This window comes from Streptomyces sp. NPDC047982, from assembly GCF_043204165.1.
Lineage (GTDB): Bacteria > Actinomycetota > Actinomycetes > Streptomycetales > Streptomycetaceae > Streptomyces.
Map to the genome: position 1 here is coordinate 111,620 of NZ_JBIDBS010000018.1, position 20,712 is coordinate 132,331.

Consider the following 20,712-nt stretch of genomic DNA (forward strand, 5'->3'; position numbering starts at 1 on the left):
TCGTTCCGAGCAGTTCCGGTACCAGTCGGCCGAGGTACTCCGACGGGTCGCCCTTGGCCGCGTCCCAGGCGTTCCTCAGGGCTCGGTCCGGTGGCCACCGCGGGCCTTGCCCTGCGCGCTCACGATCGCCTGCGTGTACGTCTCCAGCGCCTCGGCCGCGTTCTCCATCGCGTGCGCCGCGTGCAGCCAGTCGGCCGGCAGGATCTGGAACTTCTCCCGGGAGGCGTTGGCCGCCTCGCCCTTCCCATGGCCGGAATCCAGCTTCTTCATGCCGGCGCCGACCAGGTCGAAGCCTCGCACCGGCGGGTCAGGCACCGACCCCCTTCTGCCGCACGACCGACCCTGTCCGCTCCTTGACCACCTCGAGCTGGGCGGGGATGCGGCGGCGCAGATCGGCGACATGGCTGACGATGCCGACGCTGCGGTCCCGCTCCCGCAGCGAGTCCAGGACGTCGAGCACCTCGTCGAGGGTCTGGTCGTCCAGGCTTCCGAAGCCCTCGTCGATGAAGAGCGTGTCCAGCCGTACGCCGCCCGCCTCGTCGGTGACGACGTCGGCGAGGCCGAGCGCGAGAGCCAGCGAGGCGAAGAACGTCTCGCCTCCCGAGAGCGTCGCCGTGTCGCGTTCACGGCCGGTCCAGGCGTCGACCACGTGCAGGCCGAGACCGGACCTGCGGCTTCCGGTCCGGGCGTCGGAGTGGACCAGCGTGTAGCGGCCCGAGGACATGCGTTCCAGCCGCGCGGTGGCCGCGGCTGCGACCTGTTCGAGCCGTGCGGCCAGTACGTAGGACTCCAGTCGCATCTTGCGCTCGTTGTCCGCGGAGGTGCCGGCGGTGAGCGCGGCCAGCCGTGCCACCCGGTCGTACTCCTCGCGCAGCGGGCCGAGAGCCCGCACCTCGTTCGTGGCGCCGCGCGACAGCCGGGCCAGTTCGGCGCAGCGCTCCCGTGCGGCGGACAGCGCCGCCGACGCCTCCCGCAGCAGCCGCTCGGCGGCGTCGTACGCGGTCTGCGCGGCGTCCACCGCGGCAGGCGGTCCGTCGGCCGCGGCACGGGCCGCGGTCTCGGCGAGCCGGTCGGCGACGGCGGCGGACTCCGACTGCCAGGCATCGGTCAGGCGCTGGAGTTCCCGCTGTTCGTCGTCGGTCAGCAGGCTCGCGGCGGCGTCCTGCGGGGTGTCGAACCCTGCCCGGAACGCTGCGTCGGCGAGGCGGCCGTCGGCCTCCTTGCGACGCTGTGCTGCCGCCTCCTCCTCGCGTACCGCCGCGGCGGCCTCGGCGAGCAGCACGGCCCTTCGTTCCAGCAGTTCCGCGTGCTCGGCGACACTGGCGCGCTCGCCCCGGGCTGCCGTCAACTCGGCTTCCAGCGACGCCTTTTCCCGGTCCAGGCCCTCCCGCAGGGAGGTGCGGGCCGCGACCCGGCGCTCGGCCGACCGCAGTCCTTCCAGCCGCTCGGACTGTTCCCTCTCGGCGGCCGCCAGTGCCTCGCGCGCCGCGTGCGTCCCGGCTGCCGTGCGGCGCGCGTCCGCGTGTCGGCGCGTCAGCCCCTCGACGAGTGCGGCGAGTTCGGCGACAGTGGGATCGACGGCATGCGGATCCGCGGCGACGGGTTCGGTGGCGCGGTCCGTGGGAGCCGGCGTGGCCCGTTGCGTGGTGCCTGCGCCCACGCCGGCCGCTGCTGTGGTCGCCCCGGCGCCCGCGGCCCCGGCGACACGGCCCGCACCCGCCCGTTCGCCGGTGTCCGCGCCGCCCCTCGGCTGTGGCACGGCCGACCGCGCCGCGGCCCGGGCCGTCAAGTGCTTCTCGCGCAGGATCCCCAGCTCCCCATCGGCCCGGGTGCGCGCCTCCTCGGCCCGCCGGTAGGTGTCCAGAGCCCGTTCCTCGGCGGCCCGGTCGACATGACCGTCGCTCGCGCGGGCGGGGGCGGGGTGCTCGGTCGAGCCGCACACCGCGCAGTGCTCGCCGTCCACCAGTTCCGCGGCCAGTTCCGCCGCGATGCCGCGCAGGCGCCGTTCGCGCAGCTCCAGCCACGACTCATGGGCGCCGACGGCACGCTCACGGACCAGGGCGAGCCGCTCGGCGGCGGCCGACACCTCCAGGGCGAGCGCGTCGCGTCGCCGGGCCGCCTCCCACCGGGCCCGGGCGGGTTCCAGCCGTCCCGCGAGCTGTTCCGCGAGGGTCGCCGCCTCCTGGGCCTCCTCGACGCGGGCCCTCAGATCGTGCCGGGTCGTCTCCCAGTCGGCCAGCCAGCCCCTCGCCTCCTGGATCAGTTCGTCGTCCGCCCGGGCCTGTCGCTCCAGTCCGGCCCGTTCGGCGTCGATCTCCGCGCTGCGCCGCTCGGCGCGCTTCGCGGCGTCCAGTCCACCGATTTCCTGTCGGAGCCCTCGCTCCAGTTCGGCCAGTTGTTCGGCGCCCGCGTCGGCGAGGGCGGCGGGCAGCAGGGCGCGGGCGCGGTCCCGGGTCTCCCGGGCCGCGTGGTAGGCGCGTTCGGCCTCCTCGCGGAGCTCCAGGGCGGGGGCGACCTGGTCCGCCTTGCGGGCACGGGCCAGCCGTTCACGGCGGCGGTCGTGGTCGGGGCGGCCGGTTTCGAGCGCGGCGGCGCGGCGCCGGGTCTCGTCGTACCGCTGCCGGAGTGCGGCACGTTCGCGTTCGGCGTCGAGGGCCAGGCGGGCGGACGTCTGCCGGCCCTCGGCGAGGGCCAGGACGGACGCGGCGATGTCCAGCCTTTCCCGGGCGGCGCTGCGGGCCTGCGCGGCCCACTCCAGCACGCTCGCGGCAAGCCCGGGGTCACCGGGCTGGAGGCCGGGGAGTACCGCTTCGTGTGCGGCCGGCCCTGCGGCCTGGGCGATCCGCTGGGCGGTCGCGAGGACGCGTTCGTCCCCGGCCCCGACCTGGGCCTCGGCGGCGCGGCGGAGTTCCGCGAGCCGGTCCTCGACAGCGGCGAAACGGCGGGTGTCGAAGAGCCTGCCGAGCAGTCTGCCCCGCGCCTCGGCGTCGGCGCGCAGGAAGCGCGCGAAGTCGCCCTGCGGCAGGAGCACCACCTGGCAGAACTGGTCGCGGCTCATGCCGATCAGCTGCGTGACCTCCTCCCCGATCTCCTGGTGCGAGCGGCTCAGGGACCGCCAGCCGCCGTCCGGCTCGTACGCGCGCAGCCGGCTCTGGGCCTTCTCCGTCGTGAAGCCGTCGCCCTTCTTCTTCGGGCGGGGCTGGGCCGGACGCCGGGTGACCTCGAGGCGCCGGCCGCCGACGGTCAGCTCGAGGGTGACCTCGGTGGGGACGTCCGCCGGGGCGTGGTCGCTGCGCAGTGAGCCGCCGGGGGTCTGGCGGGCGCCGGGCACCGAGCCGTAGAGGGCGTAGCACACGGCGTCGAGGACCGAGGTCTTCCCTGCGCCGGTCGGTCCGTGGAGCAGGAAGAGCCCGGCCGAGGAAAGCGTGTCGAAGTCGATTTCCTGGGTGCCGCCGAACGGTCCGAAGGCCGTGAGCGCGAGCCTGTGCAGCCTCACCGGTTCACCTCGCGCACCGTCTCGTCCACCCGGACGTGGTCGAAGGCGCCGCGCAGCACCGCGCGTTCCCGCTCGTCCGCCGCCGCGCCGCCGCGCACGTGTGCCACGAAGTCCTCCGCGATCTGCTGGTCGTCGCGCCCCTGGAGGCGCTGTGCGTACGAGGCGAGCGGGTCGTCGGGGGACCGGTCGGGGTCGAACACGAGACTGAGGACGTGCGGGAAGCGTTCGGCGAGACGGGCCATCGGCTCGGTGGGGCGCACCGGATCGGTGAGCGTGGCCTCCACCCAGGAGTCCCGGTGGCGTTCCAGCGCGGGGTCGTCGAGGAGGGAGTCGAGGCGGCCGCGGAGTCTGGCCAGCGGGCGGGGCACCGGGCAGTCGACGCGTTCGGCTGTGATGCCGCCCGAGGCGCCGAGGTCGATGAGCCACATCGTCTTGCGGTGGGTGGTCTCGGAGAAGGAGTAGGCGAGCGGTGAGCCCGAGTAGCGGATCCGCTCGGTGACGGTCTGGCAGCCGTGGAGGTGCCCGAGCGCCACGTAGTCGACACCGTGGAAGACCCCGGCGGGTACGGCGGCGACGCCGCCGACGGTGATGTCTCGTTCGCTGTCGCTGGGTTCTCCGCCCGCGACGAAGGCGTGGGCGAGCACGACGGACCTGGTGTCTGCGGGCCGCTCCGCGAGGTCGGCGCGCACCCGGTCCATGGCGGCGCCCAGCACCGCCTCGTGGCCGGCGCGCTCCGCCCCGAGGACGTCCTTGACCAGGGCGGGTTCCAGATAGGGCAGCCCGTAGAACGCAACGTCGCCGTGGGCGTCGCGCAGGACGACGGGAGCGGCGCAGTGGGCGGGATCGGTGCGCAGGTGGATTCCGGCCTGTCCGATCAGCCCGGCGCCGACGCCGAGCCTGCGCGCCGAGTCGTGGTTCCCGGAGATCATCATGGTGGGCACCCCCGCGGCGGCGAGCCGGTGCAGTGCGTCGTCGAAGAGCTCGACGGCGGACAGCGGGGGCACGGCCCGGTCGTACACGTCGCCCGCCACGACGACGGCGTCCACCTCGTGATCGCACACCGTGGCCACCAGGTGGTCCAGGTAGGCGGTCTGGGCTTCGAGCAGGGAGACCCGGTGGAAGGACCGGCCCAGGTGCCAGTCCGATGTGTGCAGAATTCTCACGTGCCGGCTCCGCCCTGCGTCATCTTCTTCCTCCGCCCCCGCGTCCGTCTCGCACCATGACCGGCCGACGGACCGACCCGGCTCCGTGCTCCGCGCCGATCGCCTTCTGCGACCCTGCCGTATCGGTGAGCACACCGTTCTCACCGCTCACAGTGTCCCACCGGCCCCGGCCGCCGACGACGCCTTCAGCCGAGAAGATCGACCGGCGTCTTGACGCCGAGGCGTTCCGCCCGCCGGTAGTCGGCCCGGGCGGCGGCCGGGACGGGAGTCGTCGAGCGGTTCGCCGAGTGTGGTGTCCGCGACTTCGGGCGGCAGCCCCGCACCGGCCGGGGCTGTCGTGCTCCCGGCCAGGTCGCGGTCGTCGACGACGTGGAGGGCGGAGCCGAGCAGGTCGGCGGAGAGTTCCTGCGTGCCGGGCTCGTCGGCGCCGAGTGTGGTGAAGTGCCGGCCAGGAGGGCTGTCGGCGAGGCCCAGCAGCCCGGTGCGTGCCCGCGCCCCGGAGGGCCGTCCCGGCGAGTCGTCCCGTTCGGGCATCCTCGTCAGGCGTCCGGTCGGGCGTCCGGGTCGGGGCGCGCCCGTCAGGAGCCCCGGTCGGGGCGCGCCCGTCAGGCGTCTCCGTAAGCCTCGCCGCCGAGTTCCAGCCGGGCCTCGCCCGCCGTCGCGTCGGCGAGCCAGCCGCGGAACGCATCGACGTCGGCGTCCGGCAGCCCGACCTCGATGGCGACGGACTCCGCGTACCGGACCTCGCGCACGGACCGGCCGGTGGCCCGCAGGTCGTTCTCCAGCTTCCCGGCCCGCTGATGGCCGATGGTGATCGTGGCGAGGCGGAAGCGCTGCCTGGTGAGGGTGCCGAGTGCGTCGAGGGCTTCGCCGACCACTCCCCCGTACGCCCGGATCAGGCCCCCCGCTCCGAGTTTCACGCCTCCGTAGTAGCGGGTGACGACGGCGACGACATAGCGCATCTCCCGGCGGGTCAGCATCTGCAGCATCGGGACACCGGCGGTGCCGCCCGGTTCTCCGTCGTCACTGGCCTTCTGCACGGAGGCGTCGGCGCCGATCACGTAGGCGAAGCAGTTGTGGGTGGCGGTGGGGTGCTCGGCGCGTACGCGTGCGACGAAGTCCTGCGCTTCCTGTTCGGTGGCGGCGGGGGCGAGCGCGCAGATGAAACGCGATCGGTTGATCTCGGTCTCGTGCACGCCCGCTCGGGCGACGGTCCGGTACTGCTCCTGCATCCGGCCAGCCTATGCCCGTCCGGGAACAGCCGGAGACCGCCGTCCGTTGTCCCGGTCATGTACGCAGACTCGGAGACGATCCGCAGGATTCTTCTGGACACGGGTGACACCTGGGCCGTGGTCGGCCTGTCCGACAACCCGTCGCGCGCGGCCCATCGCGTCGCCGAAGTGCTCCAGCGCTTCGGCAAGCGGGTGGTCCCGGTGCACCCGAAGGCGGAAACGGTCCACGGCGAGCAGGGGTACGCCTCCCTGGCGGACATACCGTTCCCGGTGGACGTGGTGGATGTCTTCGTCAACAGCGGCCTGGCGGGCGGCGTGGCCGACGAGGCGGTGGCGATCGGCGCGAAGGCGGTCTGGTTCCAGCTCGGGGTGGTCGACACCGAGGCGTACGAGCGCACCCGCGCGGCCGGACTCGACATGATCATGGATCGCTGCCCCGCGATCGAGATCTCCGCGCTGGGCGGCTGAAGAGCGGCTGAAGGCTGTCCCGTGATCCGTGGTGGATCAGCGCGCCCTTTCCGGCCGGTGGCGTTCGGCACGCACCGCCGCGGCGACGCGCCTTCGTCCGGATGTGCGTGGTGTCGCATCGTCGGGCGGCTGGGAGAATGACGGACCGTGACTACTACGCCGTCGCCGACCGTCCGCCACAGCCGAGCGGGGCTCGCGGAGCAACTGTCCGAGCTGGGAGTGGCGCGGGGCGGCGTCCTCATGGTCCATGCCTCGATGCGTGCGGTGGGCCCGGTGGGCGGCGGTGTCCGAGCTGTGGTGGGGGCGTTGCGGGACGCCCTCGGTGGGCGCGGCACGCTCGTCGTCCCGTCGTTCACCCCGGAGAACTCGGACACCTCTCCGCAGTACCTCGACCGGGTGCGCGGTCTGACGGACCGGGAGCGGGAGGTCCTGCGCGCGCGGATGCCCTCCTTCGACCCGGCGACGACGGCCGCGCCGTCGATGGGGCTGCTCTCGGAGACCGTACGGCTCACCGAGGGGGCGGTGCGCAGCGGCCACCCCCAGACGTCCTTCACCGCGCTCGGCCCCCTGGCCGGGGACCTGATGGCGGGTCACCGCCCCGACTGCCACCTCGGCGAGGACTCCCCGCTGGCCCGTCTCCACGAGGTGCGGGCCCACGTGCTGCTGCTGGGCACCGGCTTCGACACCTGCACGGCGTTCCACCTTGGCGAGTACCGGATGCCGTCCCCGCCCCGTCGCCGCTACCGGTGCGTGGTGGAGTCCGGAGGGCGGCGCCAGTGGTGGGAGTACGAGGACGTCGCGCTGGACGACGGCGACTTCGCCGCGCTGGGAGCCGAGTTCGCGCGTACGGACGGTGGTGCGAGGGTACGGAGCGGCCCGGTCGGTTCGTCGACGAGCAGGCTCTTCCGCCTGGACGCCGCCGCCGATTTCGCGGCCCGCCGACTGCCCTCGCTCCGTGCCGGCGACCGGGTGGGCTGATGGAGGTCGGACGCGTTCCGTCCACGACTCCGGGGACGCGGGCCGACGGCGTCGCACCGCGGTGTGGTGCGACCGGCGATTCACAGCTCTGTACTGCGCCGCCCGGTCCGGGGTCCTCAGTCGGCGGGCGGGCCGGGGGGCTCGGCGGGCTCCGCCAACGCGAGCAGCTGATCGGGGGTGAGGTCCGCCGGGATCGGCACGGGCGCGGGGGTGCGCAGCGGCGGCTGCCAGCCCCTCTCCGGGTCCCAGCTGCGCACGACGCGGGCCGGGGCACCGGCCACCACCGCGTGGTCAGGCACGTGGCCGCGCACGACGGCGCCGGCGGCCACAACCACATTGCGTCCGAGGGTGGCCCCCGGGAGGATCACCGATCCGGTGCCGATCCAGCAGCCGGGCCCTATGGCGACCGGCTCCATGCGTGGCCACTGCCGGCCGATCGGTTCGTGCGGGTCGTCGTAACTGTGGTTGGTGGACGTGATGTAGACGTACGGCCCGCAGTACGTGTCCGAGCCGATGGTGACGCTGGTGTCCGCAACGACGTGGCTTCCCCTGCCGAGCACCACACCGTCGCCGAGGGTCAGGATCGGTTCGGGCCCCAGGTCCAGATCGGGCATGAGTCCCGCAGTGAGCGTGACCTGCTCGCCTATCACGCAGTGGGCTCCGAGTTCGATCCACGGCTCCCCGAAGACGGTGCCCTGGGGGAAGGCCAGCCGGGTGCCCGCGCCGATCCGGCCGAACCGCAGACCACCGGTGTGCTCCGCGGTGACCGCGCCCCATTCCCGCACCCGGCGCCAGCCGTGGTGGACGGCGCGGGAAAGGACGCGCCGCCGCCAGGCGACGAGGGGGGAGAACGCGTTCCTGTTGTTCGGCACCCGCACACGGTAGTCGGCGGCGCGCGACCCGATCACCGCGACCACCTGTGATGTTCACCCCACTCGGGGACGGCCCGTCGCCGGTCGCATACCGTTCCTGCGACGCGATCGGACATCCGCGAGCGCGCACCGGCCGAGCACGGAGGAACGGGCGATGGCAGAGCAGGCGTTGGTGACGGGAATCGGCGGCAGGCGGCCGGAGGTCGACGCGGACGCCTTCACCGCGCCGACGTCCGTCGTGATCGGCGAGGTCTCGCTGGCGGCGGGCTCCAGCGTCTGGTACCACGCCGTGCTGCGCGCCGACTGCGGCCCCATCGTGGTCGGGGCGGACAGCAACATCCAGGACAACTGCAGCGTCCACACCGATCCCGGATTCGCCGTCACCATCGGCGAGCGTGTCTCGGTCGGGCACAACGCGGTGCTCCACGGCTGCGCCGTCGAGGACGACGTCCTGGTCGGCATGGGGGCCACGGTCCTCAACGGCGCCCGGATCGGCGCGGGCTCACTGATCGCGGCGCAGGCACTGGTGCCGCAGGGCATGGAGGTGCCCCCGGGGTCCCTGGTCGCGGGGGTCCCCGCCAAGGTCAAGCGGCAGTTGACCGAGGAGGAACACGAGGGCATCAGGCTCAACGCCGCGGGCTACGTCGAACTGGCCAGGGCCCACCGCCGGGCCCACGAGGACAGCGACGCACAGTGAGCCGAGGGTCGATCCGGGGCGGGGACGCGGATTCCCGGGCGCGGGCGGCCATCCCGGCCGGACTTCCCGGGCACGGACGGCAATCCCCGCCGGACTACCCGGCCACGGGCGGGAATTCCCCGGCGGCGGCGCGGTGATCCGCCCGCCGCGCGGACGCCGTACGGGGCTGCCGCTCCCCCGTTCACCAAGGGTGCGGCAGCCCCGTACGGGCGGCCCTGGTTCAGGCGTTGGGGCGCAGCGTCCAGACGACTGTCATCTCGCCGGTCACCGCGCCGTCCGCCCGCCGGATCTCGATCGCCACGGGGAACTCGGGCCGCTCGCCGCGGTCGAGTTCCGCGACGACATCGGCCACCGGCCGACCCAGGGTCGCCGTCGCCGTGACCTCGCCCATGGCCAGCTTCTTGTAACCGATCTCCGCCCGCACGGCCAGCGGCACGGCACGCGACAACTGGTCACCGAAGGCGGCCAGCACGATCGCGCCGCTCGCCGATTCCGCGAGCGTGAACATCGCTCCGGCATGGGGGCCGCCGATGTGGTTGTGGTACTCGGCCTGGTCCGGCAGCCGGACCACCGCGCGTTCGGCGGTCGTCTCCAGGAACTCCAGGCGGAGGGTGCGGGCCATGGGCACCGTCGCGGCGAGCATCTCGCCGACGGTCGTCTGTTCAGCGCTCATGGTCCGATGTTACTTACGGGTAGATCCGCTTGGCCATCCCCAGCCCCCGGTCCCCTTCCCCCCGTTCCCTCCGCTTTCCCTCCCGGTGCCCCGTCCCCTCCCGCCGCTTCCTTCACCCTCCGCTCACGGGGGCGGGCGTAGCCGACCCGGCGGGCCCCCTTATCGTTACCAGCCATGTGGCCAGGACAGCAGCCGCCCGGGGGCGAGCACAACCCGCAGAACCAGAACCAGAACCCGTACCAGCAGCCGGGGTACCAACAGCCGAATCCCTACCAGCAGCCGGGATATCAGCAACACGGGCAGCAGCCCGGCTACCCGCAGCCGAACCCGTACCAGCAGCCGACCGTTCCGCAGTACGCGGTTCCCGGTCCGCCCGGCGCTCCGCAGCCCGGCAACGACAAGAAGAAGACCACCGTCGTAGCGATCGTCGCGGCCACGGCCGTCGTGGCGGCGGCGGCGGTCACCGGTGTCGTCGTGCTGAACAAGGACGGCGACAAGGGCAAGGACGTCGCCGACGGCAAGAACTCCTCGGCTCCCGCCGAGCCGTCCGGGTCCGCGTCTTCTGCGGAGGCGAACCCGCGCGGCGGCGAGGACGCCAAGCCCCTCATCGCCGGCTGGAAGGTCGTCACCAACCCGAAGTGGGGCACGCAGTTCGACGTGCCCGGGGACTGGGAGGTCGGCTCTCCCGGCACGTTCTCGTACTTCGAGGACGAGAAGAAGGGCGACCATTCGCCCCTGATCGGTTTCACCGCACCGTCGTACCTCCAGAAGAAGTGGTGCGTGGACGACTCCGACAAGGACGGGGTCGAGGAGACATCCAGCCTGGCCAGTGCCGGCACCAGGGGCGCCCAGGGGGCCACCGACGCCGCCAAGAACGCTCACAGCGAGGCCGGTACCTGGGCGTGGGGCGCATACGCGCAGCACATGCCGCAGAGCACCATCAAGTTCACCCCGGCCAGGCAGTACACCACCAAGTCGGGGCTCACCGGCCAGGTCGTCACCGCCACCGCCCCCAACGTCACCAAGCGCAAGAAGTGCGACAGCGACGGGAAGACGATCGCCTTCACCTTCAAGAACAAGAAGGACGAATTCGCGTCCTGGGTGCTGTACGCGGCCGACAACGTCCCCGGGGAGCTTCCGGACAGCACGATCGACAAGATTCTGAGCACCGTGCGGCTGGTGGACGTCGTCCCGTCCTCCTGACGACTCCCGCGGCCGTTTCGGGTGTCCACTCCCCGCGCTCACCGGTTAATCGGTTGGCGTGACAGGGCGGCGGCGGCGATAGTCCCGTGGTGAACGCCACCTCCTCCACCGATGCCCCCGAACTCCCCGCGCGCCGCTCCGGCCGCAACTACCGTCTGCTGACCGCCGCCGCGATCATCACGGGCCTGGGTACCCATGGCGCGCTGATCGCGGCGGCGTTCGCCGTTCTCCAGGCCGGCGGGGACGGTGGGGACGTCGGCCTGGTCGCCGCCGCAAGGGTCGCACCTCTGGTGCTTTTCCTGCTGATCGGCGGGGCGGTCGCGGACCGGTTGCCGCGCCACCGGGTGATGGTGGCGGCGAACGCCCTGAACTGCGTCTCGCAGGCCGCCTTCGCCTGGCTGGTGCTGGCCGGCGACCCCGAACTGTGGCAGATGATGCTGCTCACCGCCCTCTGCGGGACCGGGCAGGCGTTCTTCAACCCGGCTGCCGAAGGCATGCTGATGTCGAGCGTCGACCGGGAGCAGGCCAGCCGGGCCTTCGCCCTCTTCCGGATGGCCATGCAGGGGGCGACGATCGGCGGTGCGGCGCTCGGCGGCGCCATGATCGCGGCCATGGACCCTGGATGGGTGCTGGCCGTCGACGCGGCGGCTTTCGCGGCGGCCGGGGCGCTGCGCGCCTTCCTGGACGTCAGCCACATCCCGGCGCGCGAACCGGGTGGCGGTCTCCTCTCCGATCTGCGGGACGGCTGGCGGGAGTTCATCGGCCGACCGTGGCTGTGGAGCATCGTCGCGCAGTTTTCGGTGGTGGTCGCCGCCGTGGGGGCCGCCGAGTCGGTGTACGGGCCGCTGGTGGCCCGGGACGAGCTGGGCGGCGCCCGCCCCTGGGGGTTCGCTCTCGCCGCGTTCGGCGCCGGCACGCTGGGCGGGGCGTTCCTGATGACGCGCTGGAAGCCCCGTCGGATGCTGCTGATCGGCACGTTCTGCGTATTCCCACTGGCCCTGCCGTCGGCGGCGCTCGCGGTACCGCTGCCCGTGGCCGGCCTCTGTCTGGTGATGTTCGTCAGCGGCGTCTGCATCGAGGTGTTCGGGGTGGCGTGGATGACGACCATGCATCAGGAGATCCCGGAGGAGAAGCTGTCGCGGGTCTCGGCATACGACTGGTTCGGTTCGGTGGCGATGATGCCGCTCGCCACCGCGCTCGCCGGTCCGGTGGAGAACCTGGTCGGGCGCAGCCAGGCGCTGTGGGGCTGCGCGGCGCTGATCGTGCTGGTCACCGGGGCCGTGCTGTGCGTGCCCGAGGTACGCCGGATGACCCGTGCCGCCACCGGGGCGGCAGGGGCGGTGGCTCGCAACGAGCCGGTCTCAGCCGATCCCGAAGGCGCCGTCGGGAGGCTCGGGTGAGGCGACCGCCTCGCCGTCCCCGACCGGCCGGGCGGCCCCGGTGAACCGGGTGAGCGCCGGACCGTGCTCGACCCGGGCGGGAAACACGTCTGCGGCGCAGCGGCGCGTCAGTGCCTCGGTGTCGACCGGGTGCCGGGAGGCCACGAGTACGGCGTTGCCGAAGCGCCGGCCGCGCAGCACGGCGGGCTCGGCGATCAGTGCGAGCTCCTCGAAGACGGCCCCGAAGGTGGCCAGTTGGGAGCGGAGGAAGTCGAAGGGGGCGCCGTCCGCGAGGTTGGCGGCGTAGGTCCCGCCGTCGCGCAGCGCCCGGCGGGCGGCCCACGCGTACTCGATGGTGGTGAGGTGGGCGGGCACCCGGGTGCCGCCGAAGACGTCCGCGACGAGGAGGTCGACGGAGCCGGGCGGAGTCCGTTCCAGCAGGCCGCGGGCGTCGGTGCCGTGCACGGTGATCCCTGCGCCGTCGGGGACCGGGAGGTGTTCGGCGACCAGGGCGAGGAGGCCGAGGTCCGCCTCGGCGACCCCTTGCCGTGAGCCGGGCCTGGTCGCGGCGACGTAACGGGGCAGTGTGAGGGCGCCGCCGCCGAGGTGGAGCACGTCGAGCGGCGCGCCCGGCGCCGCGGCCAGGTCCACGACGTGGGCGAGCCGCCGCACGTACTCGAATTCGAGATGTTCGGGCGCGTCGAGGTCGACGTAGGACTGGGGTGCGCCGTCGACGGTGAGCAGCCAGGCCCTCTCCCGGTCCACGTCGGGGAGGAGTCTGGCGGTTCCCTGGTCCACGTCCCGGACGACGGGTATGGGCTCGTTCACCCTCCCATTGTGGGGTGCCGGGTCACCTGCTCACGACTGCGGCGACGGCGTCGGCGTGCGCCGCCGCCTGGGCCAGTCCGGCTCGGGCCGCCGCCGCCCTGCGGCTCGGGTCCAGGGGGTTGCGGCCGAAGGCGCGCTTCGCCGCCGGGTCCGGGGTGATGACCTCGACGCGGGCACCCCGTGAGGCGAGCCGGGCCGCCTGCGAGCGCGGCGAGGCGATCACCTTGTTTCCGCTCGCCGTCGGGGCGATGACGACGACGCGCCCGTAGCCCTCGGCGAGCTGGGCGTTGGCCGGGGAGTGCACGCCGCCGTCGATCCACGACCGGCCGCCCGCGGTGGCGACGGGCCAGACCGCCGGGACGGCGCAGCTCGCGGTGACGGCGTCCACGAGCGGCACCCCGCCGCCGCTGTCGAAGGTGTGGAGCTCGCCCGTGACCGCGTCGACCGCGGTCACGAGGAGGGGGCGCTCGGGCCAGTCGGACGAGGGGAGGCGGTCGGCGATCGCGGCGCGCCGTTCCTCCGCCGTGACGCCGGTCCTGGACCGGCGGGCGATCCCCGCCAGCTTGCGGCCGTACGCCTCGGGCGTGCGTGCGGACAGCACGGCCCCCGTGTAGCGCAGGAGCGCCGCCACGCCGAGCCGTCCGCCGGTCATGCCCTCCGGATCGGTGAGCTGGAGTTCGTAGAGTTCCGCGAGACCGAGCGCCCCGGAGGCCAGTTGCGCGCCGACCACCGCGCCCGCCGAACTGCCGATGATCAGGTCGGCGGTGCTCAGGTCCGCTCCCGCTTCCGCGAGCCCGTGCAGAATGCCGGTCTCCCAGGCGCTGCCGGTGACGCCCCCGGCACCGAGTACCAGTGCTGTGTCTGCCATGCCGTCAAGTCTTGCTCACGGCACGTGGCCCGTCTGCCCCGGGGTGAGGCAGACGGGCCCCGGCCGGCGCGGACGTCAGAGCACCGCGGTGACGGTGCCCGCGCCGACGGTGCGGCCGCCCTCGCGGATCGCGAAGCCGAGTCCGGTCTCCAGCGGTACGTCACGGCCCAGTTCGACGGTCACGTCGACCGTGTCGCCGGGGCGCGCCACCGCCACCGGGCCGAGGTCGATGTCGCCGACGACGTCCGCGGTGCGGATGTAGAACTGCGGCCGGTAGCCGGTGGTGACCGGGGTGCTGCGGCCGCCCTCGCGGGCGGTCAGGACGTAGACGTGGGCCGTGAAGCGGCGACGGGGCGTCACGCTGCCGGGGGCCGCGACGACATGACCGCGGCGGACCCGGTCGCGCTCGATCCCGCGCAGCAGCAGGGCCACGTTGTCCCCGGCCTCGGCGGACTCCATCGGCTTGCCGAAGGTCTCCAGGCCGGTGACGACCGTCCCGACGTCCGGCCCCAGTACCGTCACCCGGTCGCCGACCCGCACCGTGCCTCGCTCGACGGCCCCGGTGACGACGGTGCCGCGGCCGGTGATGGTCAGGACGTTCTCGACCGGCAGCAGGAACGGCGCGTCCGTGTAGCGCACCGGCACCGGCACGTACGTGTCGACCGCGTCCAGGAGCGCCTCGACGGCCGCGGTCCAGCGCGGGTCGCCCTCCAGGGCCTTCAGACCGGACACCCGTACGACGGGGACGGATTCGCCTCCGTAGCCGTGCGCGGTGAGCAGTTCACGGACCTCCAGCTCGACGAGGTCGGTCAGTTCGGGGTCGCCCGCGTCCGCCTTGTTGAGCGCGACGACGATGTGGTCGACGCCGACCTGACGGGCCAGCAGGACGTGCTCGGCGGTCTGCGGCATGATCCCGTCGAGCGCGGAGACGACGAGGATCGCGCCGTCGAGCTGGGCGGCTCCGGTGACCATGTTCTTGATGTAGTCGGCGTGTCCGGGCATGTCGACATGGGCGTAGTGGCGGGTGTCGGTCTCGTACTCGACGTGCGCGATGGTGATCGTGATGCCTCGGCGGCTCTCCTCCGGCGCCCGGTCGATCCGGTCGAACGGGACGAACGTGCCGGTTCCGCGCTCACTGAGGACCTTGGTGATGGCGGCGGTCAACGTGGTCTTGCCGTGGTCGACGTGGCCCATGGTGCCGATGTTGAGGTGGGGCTTGGTGCGGACGTATGCCGTCTTGGACATGGCTCTTTCCTTGGAATCTCGATGCCGAGAAGAAGACCCCGGGGCCCTGCCGACCCTCCCCTTGCGGGGTCCGCCGGACTGTCGGGGGAGGGTCAGCTTCGGGCGCCGTCGAAGGGAGCCACGGACGCGGCGGGCGCCGCCGCGACAGCTGCCGTCGCGATGAGGGAGTGCACGGCAGCCTTCGGCGCGTCCGCGACTGCGGACGGCGCTGCGAGGAAGGCGTGCCGGACCATGGGCCCGATGATGTCCGGGGACACGCGTCGGCGTCGACCGGTTTTCCGGCAGTTCTCCGGCCGGCCTTGGTGGCCCTGCCCACCGGTTCTCCGCAGGTCGTGCCGTGGACCCTCCGGTGGGGACGGCGGTCCGTGGACGGGGGTCCGGCCCCTCTTCGCGGGGCGGTCCGTTCACGGGAGTTCGGACCGTCGTCGCGCACGGGGTCGGTTAGTCTCCCCGCATGCTCGACCCCGCCCCCGCCGCCCGGCCCGCCGACGGCCTCGCCGTGCGCTGCACGAGGGCGCTGCTCTCGCCCTGGTCCCGGTTCTCACTGCTCGTGGTGGTGCTGCTGGCCGCCGCCGCGACGATGCTGCTCTTCGAGCCCCAGCGGCTGCTCACCACCGGATGGTCGGGCCGGGCCGGCGGGGGCGGCGCCGCGGTGGTGCTGTTCGCCGTGGCGTACGGGGCGTGCACGGTGGCGTTCGTCCCACGGCCGCTGCTCAACCTCGCCGCCGGAGCGCTCTTCGGTTCGCAGGCGGGGCTGGCCGCCGCGCTGGCGGGCACGGTCCTCGGCGCGGGCATCTCGTTCGCGCTGGGCAGGGTGCTCGGGCAGGACGCGCTCCGCACGCTGCTGCGGGGACGCTGGCTGAGGGCGGCGGACGGTCAGCTGAGCCGGCACGGATTCCGCTCGGTGCTGGCGCTGCGGCTGTTCCCCGGTGTGCCGTTCGCGGCGTCCAACTACTGCGCGGCGGTCTCGCGCATGAGCTGCCCGGCGTTCCTGCTGGCGACCGGGCTGGGCTCGGTGCCGAACACCGCCGCGTACGTCGTCGCGGGCAGTGAGGCGGCCTCACCGGCGTCGCCCGCGTTCCTGGCGGCGACGGGTTTCATCGTGCTCACGGGACTCGGCGCGGCCGTCGTCGCCTGGCGCAGGCGGCACCGCCTCTCCGCCCGGTGACGCGGGGCGCTCCCCCGCCGAGCGGCCCGGAGCGCGCCCCTCGGCGTGGCCCGGGGCTCTGCGCGCCGGAGCCCGGTCGCCCCCGACGGCGGGGTACGGGTCATCCCGTTCATCTGGGAGCGATACCCTGCCCGCGATCGACCGAAGTTTTCCGGGCCTGGTACACCCCTGCCCTCATTCGACCAAAAAATCCGCATGTTTCCGACGGCATTCAGGGCCGTCGACCGATGCATGATCACCTCCGGGATGGCCAAAGCCCATGAGCTGGTTCGAATCGTTCGTCCTGGGCCTCGTTCAGGGACTGACCGAGTTTCTGCCGATCTCCTCCAGCGCGCATCTGCGGCTCACCGCGGCGTTCGCCGGGTGGCACGATCCGGGCGCGGCGTTCACCGCCATCACCCAGATCGGCACGGAGGCGGCGGTCCTCATCTACTTCCGCAAGGACATCGCCCGGATCGTCTCGGCCTGGTGCCGTTCGCTGTTCGACCGGTCGATGCGCGGCGATCACGACGCCCGGATGGGCTGGCTGGTCATCGTGGGCTCCATCCCCATCGGTGTGCTCGGTGTGACGCTCAAGGACCAGATCGAGGGGCCTTTCCGCGACCTGCGGCTGATCGCCACCACGCTGATCGTGATGGGCATCGTCCTCGGCTTCGCGGACCGTCTCGCCGCCCGCGACGAGGCGGGCGGGAGGCACCGGGCCGGCAGGGAACGCAAGACGCTCCGGGAACTCGGCGTCAAGGACGGCCTGATCTTCGGTTTCTGCCAGGCGATGGCGCTGATCCCGGGCGTCTCCCGCTCCGGCGCCACCATCAGCGGCGGTCTGCTGATGGGGTACACCCGCGAGGCGGCCGCCCGCTACTCGTTCCTGCTGGCGATTCCGGCGGTGCTGGCCTCCGGCGTCTTCGAGTTGAAGGACGCGGGCGAGGGACATGTGTCATGGGGACCGACGATCTTCGCCACGGTGATCGCGTTCGGCGTGGGGTACGCCGTCATCGCCTGGTTCATGAAGTTCATCACGACCAAGAGCTTCATGCCCTTCGTGATCTATCGGATCATTTTGGGCATCCTGCTCTTCGTCCTGGTCGGCGCGGGGGTTCTGAGCCCGCACGCGGGCGAATCCGCAGGCTGACCAAGTCTCCACGTCTAGCATGATCCAGCACATTCCGTACCGTCCCCGGACAAGGTGATGCAGGTGCTGCTGGTGACGGCCACCGGGGAAGGTTTCGCGGTGATCAGGAGCTGCCCGGCCCCGCCGCCTGGCGCGGCCACGCCGTCGACGGTGGTGTTCGAGGTGCCGGGTTCCATGCCGTCGGAGCCGGGATTCCCGCCGGCCCCGGTGACCACGCCACCGAAGCTCGACGCCCCACCGGTGGCCCCTGGGCTGTTACCGGCTCCGCCCGTACCGCCGGCCCCCACCACGATGGTCTCGACGTCGAAGAGGGCCCTGACTTCGATCAACGATTCGGCGTATCCACCGCCGCTCGCACCAGCCCTGGCAATCAGCTCGTTGGCCGCGACCGCGGCACCGGCCGACCCGCCACCGCGCGCCTGAGCACGGACGCGGACCCGTGCCAACCACGGATAGTCCGCCTTGCGGAATTGAATCGTCCCCGGCGTCTTGTGTACCAGGACCTGCCCGAGTCCCATCGGGCCTGGATTCGGGCAGAGTTCACCGGTGTGGTCGACATCGAAGTACTCGCCGCACGCACAGACGCCGGCCACGGTCCCTCCCAAGGGGCTGGATTGACGAGTCCAGCCCAAAACAGCGACTGCATCGATCCCAAGGCCCGCGCCAGCCACTTCGGCGACAACCGAAAGGCATTGCACTTCCTCACGCCCTGCGGCAAGGATCTGGGCGGCAACACGGACAGCGGAGACACGTCGGCCGCTTCTCAGCGAAGCCACCGGGCGTACGAATCTGTCCGAATCACAAACAGTGATGGGATGTTGAGCATGCGCGCAAAGGCTATTCGCACTACTCTCGCCGCCGTCACCGTAGTGGCCGCTCTGGGTATCGCAGGAACCACCCCAGCCGCAGCCGGTACGACAACTGCCAAGTATCCGGGGCAGGTCACATGCCCCAAGGGCGACTACCAGCTATGCATCGATGGCGGCCCCGGCGGCTTCACCATCAGCGGTAAGACCTTCTCCGGCCACCAGAACGCCATCCGACTCAAGAACGTCTCGAACGTCAAGATCACCGGGAACACGTTCAAGAATCTCAGCGGCCCCGACGGCTTCGGCGGGGTCCATGTGCTGAACTCCTCCAAAATCGTGATCACGAAGAACAACTTCTCCAACCTGAAGAACAGGGGGAAGATGCACGGGGTCTACCTGGTCAGGACCTCGGGCAGCACCATCACAAGCAACAAGTTCTCATCCATCAGCGGCGACCCCGTCAGGATCAGGGACCGCAGCAGCAACAACACCGTCAGCGGGAACACCTTCACCAAGTCCGGCACATACGCCATGTTCAGCGAGTGGCGCGACCCGGCAAAGGGCGAAGCCTGCGGGAGCGGCAACGTCTTCAAGAACAACAAGTACGGAATCGGCTATTACGGCAAGGGTATTTCGCTGATCAAGTGGGGCGGCTGGACCAAGAAAGGCGAGGTCACCTGGGGCCACTGCACGAAGGCGAGCATCGTCAACAAGGGCGGCAACAAGAAGCTCTGACCTCGGCACGCCGACCATTGCCCCGGCAACTACTGAGGTTGAACTCGTGGTGTCGTGCTGCTGTTCAGGTGGGTCTGATGGTCAGGCCGGTTTCGGCGAGACAGCCGTCCATTCCGGCTTCGTCCCCGAAGACGAGCCAGGCTCCACGGACCGCCGCGAGCCTTCCGCGCACGGCCACACCTCCTTCACCCAACCCGGCCCCTGGCGGGCCCGAACGGCGTCCGGAGCGTGCGATCGCGGGGCGCAGGACGTCGCTCGTGCGGGACGGAATCGTCTGCGTGCGGGCCGGACGCGGACGACTCCGAGAAGACGGAGAGCGCCGCGTCGATCAAGGCCGAGAGCTCGGGGACGCGGCCGGGCGTCGCACGGCGGGCGGCAGCGCGAAGACGGGGCCCTGGGGAAGATCGCCGTACCGACAGTGACCACCACGGGTCGGGCGCACCCTCGGCGGATTCAGCGCCTGGCCCGGCGACGGACGATGAGCGCTCCCAGGACCATTCCGGCCAGCAGGGTCACGGTCAGCACCGTCCAGAGCGGCAGGACGACGACGGGAATCCACAGCCTGACGGCCACGGACACCGTGTTCGCGGCGATGAACCAGATCGCGGCGACCGTCAGCACCACGATCCCGATCGTACGGATCCGTATGTCCCGGCCCTTCACGGAAAGAGTCGCCGGGGTGTGAGGCGGAGACGTTTTCTGTGCCATGGTCCCAGTATCAAGCCATTCAGGCGTTTGGTACCAAAAGTTCACATTTTGCCGTTCCCGGGGGCGCGGATCCGGACCTCGCGGGCCGGTTGGGGCCGAAAGTCCCTGCCGTACGGTGTGGGTGCGTACCAGCCTGGGACGAGTACCACAGATGTCGGAGGGAAACACCATGACCAACGAGCCTCCCGTGATCGCAGCCGTCGACGGCTCGTCGCACAGCCTCGAAGCCCTCGACTGGGCCGCCCGTGAGGCCGTCCGGCGGGGGCTCGCGCTCGTCGTCGTGCATGCCCGGACGCCGGCCCCGCACTCCGCCGAGGCGACGCAGCAGCGCGAGGCGGAGGAGCTGCTCGCCCAGTGTGTGCGGAGGGTTTCCCGGATCGCTCCGGACCTGCATCCGACGACGCTCACACCGATGGACTTCCCCGCGGCGGCGCTCACCTCGCTCAGCCGTGACGCCTCGCTGGTGGTCGTCGGCTCGCGCGGGCTGGGCGGTTTCCGGGCGCTGCTGCTCGGGTCCAACAGCATGGCGATCGCCTCGATGGCCAAGTGTCCCGTGGTCGTCGTGCACGGCGCGCCGCCGGAGGGTGACAGGGAGGAGGGTCTTCGGGACGTCGTCGCGGGCGTGGCCGCCGACGAGAGCAGTGAGGCGGTGCTGGAGTTCGCCTTCGCGGCGGCCGCCGCCCGGCCCGGTGCGCGGCTGCGGATCGTGCACGGCTGGACGATGGTCTCGTCGATGCTGTCCGGCGGTCCCGTCTTCGACCGGGACGCCGCGGCGGCCTCGGCCGAGCGGACCCTCGCCGAACTCACCGCGGGCCGGCGGGAGCAGAACCCGCAGGTCGATGTCATCAGGGAGGCCGTCGGCGGATCGGCCTCGCGCGCGCTCGTCACGGCGTCGGCCACGGCCGCCCTGACGGTGATCGGGCGGCGCAGGGGCGGCGAGTCGCTGGGGCTCGGCCTCTCCCCCGTCGCCCAGACCACGCTCAGCCACGCGCTCGGTCCGGTGGCCGTCGTGCCCTGCTGATCACGGCCGACTGCCGGGCCGGGGCGGGCCCGCCCGT

At 72.3% G+C, this 20,712-nt stretch carries 22 protein-coding genes; 9 read left to right on the top strand and 13 right to left on the bottom strand.

Annotated elements, in window-relative coordinates:
• Nucleotides 1–75: 75 nt before the first annotated feature.
• The 5 genes from ACGF2V_RS22345 to ACGF2V_RS22365 form a co-directional block, all read right to left on the bottom strand.
• Nucleotides 76–315 (bottom strand): putative T7SS-secreted protein, encoded by a 240-nt coding sequence (locus ACGF2V_RS22345; protein ID WP_362620063.1) that lies wholly within the window; start codon nt 313–315, stop codon nt 76–78.
• On the bottom strand, nt 308–3,496 hold the full coding sequence (locus ACGF2V_RS22350) for an SMC family ATPase (protein ID WP_362620061.1): 3,189 nt from the start codon (nt 3,494–3,496) through the stop codon (nt 308–310). The genes ACGF2V_RS22345 and ACGF2V_RS22350 overlap by 8 nt, the downstream gene beginning before the upstream one ends.
• A complete protein-coding gene (locus tag ACGF2V_RS22355) occupies nt 3,493–4,659 on the bottom strand; it encodes an exonuclease SbcCD subunit D (RefSeq protein WP_362707759.1) in 1,167 nt (388 codons plus the stop codon). The genes ACGF2V_RS22350 and ACGF2V_RS22355 overlap by 4 nt, the downstream gene beginning before the upstream one ends.
• A 147-nt stretch (nt 4,660–4,806) precedes the next feature.
• Nucleotides 4,807–5,193 (bottom strand): hypothetical protein, encoded by a 387-nt coding sequence (locus ACGF2V_RS22360; RefSeq protein ID WP_362707757.1) that lies wholly within the window; start codon nt 5,191–5,193, stop codon nt 4,807–4,809.
• Between the two features lie 71 nt (nt 5,194–5,264).
• Nucleotides 5,265–5,891 (bottom strand): YigZ family protein, encoded by a 627-nt coding sequence (locus ACGF2V_RS22365; RefSeq protein WP_362620055.1) that lies wholly within the window; start codon nt 5,889–5,891, stop codon nt 5,265–5,267.
• Nucleotides 5,892–5,948: 57 nt separating this feature from the next.
• Here ACGF2V_RS22365 and ACGF2V_RS22370 point away from each other — a divergent pair, with 57 nt between their 5' ends.
• A complete protein-coding gene (locus tag ACGF2V_RS22370; protein ID WP_362707754.1) occupies nt 5,949–6,359 on the top strand; it encodes a CoA-binding protein in 411 nt (136 codons plus the stop codon).
• A gap of 147 nt (nt 6,360–6,506) precedes the next feature.
• Nucleotides 6,507–7,337: an AAC(3) family N-acetyltransferase gene (locus ACGF2V_RS22375; RefSeq protein ID WP_362707750.1), complete on the top strand. Its 831-nt coding sequence runs from the start codon at nt 6,507–6,509 to the stop codon at nt 7,335–7,337.
• Nucleotides 7,338–7,453: 116 nt separating this feature from the next.
• Here ACGF2V_RS22375 and ACGF2V_RS22380 read toward each other — a convergent pair whose 3' ends face one another.
• Nucleotides 7,454–8,209, bottom strand: coding sequence for an acyltransferase (locus tag ACGF2V_RS22380; RefSeq protein WP_362620050.1), 756 nt, complete (start codon nt 8,207–8,209; stop codon nt 7,454–7,456).
• A gap of 154 nt (nt 8,210–8,363) precedes the next feature.
• On the opposite strand from ACGF2V_RS22380, the gene ACGF2V_RS22385 reads away from it, so the two are divergent.
• On the top strand, nt 8,364–8,906 hold the full coding sequence (locus ACGF2V_RS22385) for a gamma carbonic anhydrase family protein (protein WP_362707748.1): 543 nt from the start codon (nt 8,364–8,366) through the stop codon (nt 8,904–8,906).
• Between the two features lie 220 nt (nt 8,907–9,126).
• Here ACGF2V_RS22385 and ACGF2V_RS22390 read toward each other — a convergent pair whose 3' ends face one another.
• Nucleotides 9,127–9,579 (bottom strand): DUF4442 domain-containing protein, encoded by a 453-nt coding sequence (locus ACGF2V_RS22390; RefSeq protein WP_362620046.1) that lies wholly within the window; start codon nt 9,577–9,579, stop codon nt 9,127–9,129.
• A gap of 174 nt (nt 9,580–9,753) precedes the next feature.
• On the opposite strand from ACGF2V_RS22390, the gene ACGF2V_RS22395 reads away from it, so the two are divergent.
• Nucleotides 9,754–10,782: a hypothetical protein gene (locus ACGF2V_RS22395; RefSeq protein WP_362620045.1), complete on the top strand. Its 1,029-nt coding sequence runs from the start codon at nt 9,754–9,756 to the stop codon at nt 10,780–10,782.
• A gap of 89 nt (nt 10,783–10,871) precedes the next feature.
• Nucleotides 10,872–12,182, top strand: coding sequence for an MFS transporter (locus ACGF2V_RS22400; RefSeq protein WP_362620044.1), 1,311 nt, complete (start codon nt 10,872–10,874; stop codon nt 12,180–12,182).
• Here the strand turns inward: ACGF2V_RS22400 and ACGF2V_RS22405 are convergent.
• The 4 genes from ACGF2V_RS22405 to ACGF2V_RS22420 form a co-directional block, all read right to left on the bottom strand.
• Nucleotides 12,144–12,989, bottom strand: coding sequence for a fused MFS/spermidine synthase (locus tag ACGF2V_RS22405; protein ID WP_362620043.1), 846 nt, complete (start codon nt 12,987–12,989; stop codon nt 12,144–12,146). The genes ACGF2V_RS22400 and ACGF2V_RS22405 overlap by 39 nt on opposite strands.
• A 22-nt stretch (nt 12,990–13,011) precedes the next feature.
• On the bottom strand, nt 13,012–13,857 hold the full coding sequence (locus ACGF2V_RS22410; protein ID WP_362620041.1) for a patatin-like phospholipase family protein: 846 nt from the start codon (nt 13,855–13,857) through the stop codon (nt 13,012–13,014).
• A 75-nt stretch (nt 13,858–13,932) separates the two neighbouring features.
• On the bottom strand, nt 13,933–15,102 hold the full coding sequence (tuf, locus tag ACGF2V_RS22415; protein WP_362707745.1) for an elongation factor Tu: 1,170 nt from the start codon (nt 15,100–15,102) through the stop codon (nt 13,933–13,935).
• Between the two features lie 92 nt (nt 15,103–15,194).
• Nucleotides 15,195–15,335 carry a hypothetical protein gene (locus tag ACGF2V_RS22420; RefSeq protein WP_362707742.1) on the bottom strand — a complete coding sequence of 47 codons (141 nt, stop codon included), beginning with the start codon at nt 15,333–15,335 and terminating at the stop codon, nt 15,195–15,197.
• 221 nt (nt 15,336–15,556) lie between these two features.
• On the opposite strand from ACGF2V_RS22420, the gene ACGF2V_RS22425 reads away from it, so the two are divergent.
• A complete protein-coding gene (locus ACGF2V_RS22425; RefSeq protein WP_362707739.1) occupies nt 15,557–16,270 on the top strand; it encodes a VTT domain-containing protein in 714 nt (237 codons plus the stop codon).
• Nucleotides 16,271–16,529: 259 nt separating this feature from the next.
• Nucleotides 16,530–17,402, top strand: coding sequence for an undecaprenyl-diphosphate phosphatase (locus tag ACGF2V_RS22430; protein ID WP_362620035.1), 873 nt, complete (start codon nt 16,530–16,532; stop codon nt 17,400–17,402).
• Between the two features lie 14 nt (nt 17,403–17,416).
• On the opposite strand, the gene ACGF2V_RS22435 is transcribed toward ACGF2V_RS22430, so the two are convergent.
• A complete protein-coding gene (locus ACGF2V_RS22435) occupies nt 17,417–18,178 on the bottom strand; it encodes a hypothetical protein (RefSeq protein ID WP_362707737.1) in 762 nt (253 codons plus the stop codon).
• 93 nt (nt 18,179–18,271) lie between these two features.
• On the opposite strand from ACGF2V_RS22435, the gene ACGF2V_RS22440 reads away from it, so the two are divergent.
• Nucleotides 18,272–18,946 carry a right-handed parallel beta-helix repeat-containing protein gene (locus ACGF2V_RS22440; protein ID WP_362707735.1) on the top strand — a complete coding sequence of 225 codons (675 nt, stop codon included), beginning with the start codon at nt 18,272–18,274 and terminating at the stop codon, nt 18,944–18,946.
• Between the two features lie 453 nt (nt 18,947–19,399).
• Here the strand turns inward: ACGF2V_RS22440 and ACGF2V_RS22445 are convergent, their stop codons facing one another.
• The gene (locus tag ACGF2V_RS22445; RefSeq protein WP_362620029.1) at nt 19,400–19,654 is read right to left on the bottom strand and encodes a LapA family protein; all 255 of its coding nucleotides are present in this window, start codon (nt 19,652–19,654) and stop codon (nt 19,400–19,402) included.
• A gap of 169 nt (nt 19,655–19,823) precedes the next feature.
• On the opposite strand from ACGF2V_RS22445, the gene ACGF2V_RS22450 reads away from it, so the two are divergent.
• Complete coding sequence (locus tag ACGF2V_RS22450; protein WP_362620027.1) at nt 19,824–20,675, top strand: universal stress protein; 852 nt, start codon at nt 19,824–19,826, stop codon at nt 20,673–20,675.
• The last annotated feature ends 37 nt before the right edge of the window (nt 20,676–20,712 follow it).

What these genes read in the sequence shown, in the direction of transcription:
- ACGF2V_RS22370 (WP_362707754.1), top strand. Translation starts at nt 5,949, where the DNA reads ATGTACGCAGACTCGGAGACGATCCGCAGGATTCTTCTGGACACGGGT.
- ACGF2V_RS22390 (WP_362620046.1), bottom strand. Translation starts at nt 9,579, where the DNA reads ATGAGCGCTGAACAGACGACCGTCGGCGAGATGCTCGCCGCGACGGTG.
- ACGF2V_RS22430 (WP_362620035.1), top strand. Translation starts at nt 16,530, where the DNA reads ATGAGCTGGTTCGAATCGTTCGTCCTGGGCCTCGTTCAGGGACTGACC.
- tuf (WP_362707745.1), bottom strand. Translation starts at nt 15,102, where the DNA reads ATGTCCAAGACGGCATACGTCCGCACCAAGCCCCACCTCAACATCGGC.
- ACGF2V_RS22425 (WP_362707739.1), top strand. Translation starts at nt 15,557, where the DNA reads ATGCTCGACCCCGCCCCCGCCGCCCGGCCCGCCGACGGCCTCGCCGTG.
- ACGF2V_RS22360 (WP_362707757.1), bottom strand. Translation starts at nt 5,193, where the DNA reads ATGCCCGAACGGGACGACTCGCCGGGACGGCCCTCCGGGGCGCGGGCA.
- ACGF2V_RS22445 (WP_362620029.1), bottom strand. Translation starts at nt 19,654, where the DNA reads ATGGCACAGAAAACGTCTCCGCCTCACACCCCGGCGACTCTTTCCGTG.
- ACGF2V_RS22450 (WP_362620027.1), top strand. Translation starts at nt 19,824, where the DNA reads ATGACCAACGAGCCTCCCGTGATCGCAGCCGTCGACGGCTCGTCGCAC.
- ACGF2V_RS22365 (WP_362620055.1), bottom strand. Translation starts at nt 5,891, where the DNA reads ATGCAGGAGCAGTACCGGACCGTCGCCCGAGCGGGCGTGCACGAGACC.
- ACGF2V_RS22410 (WP_362620041.1), bottom strand. Translation starts at nt 13,857, where the DNA reads ATGGCAGACACAGCACTGGTACTCGGTGCCGGGGGCGTCACCGGCAGC.
- ACGF2V_RS22420 (WP_362707742.1), bottom strand. Translation starts at nt 15,335, where the DNA reads ATGGTCCGGCACGCCTTCCTCGCAGCGCCGTCCGCAGTCGCGGACGCG.
- ACGF2V_RS22395 (WP_362620045.1), top strand. Translation starts at nt 9,754, where the DNA reads ATGTGGCCAGGACAGCAGCCGCCCGGGGGCGAGCACAACCCGCAGAAC.
- ACGF2V_RS22385 (WP_362707748.1), top strand. Translation starts at nt 8,364, where the DNA reads ATGGCAGAGCAGGCGTTGGTGACGGGAATCGGCGGCAGGCGGCCGGAG.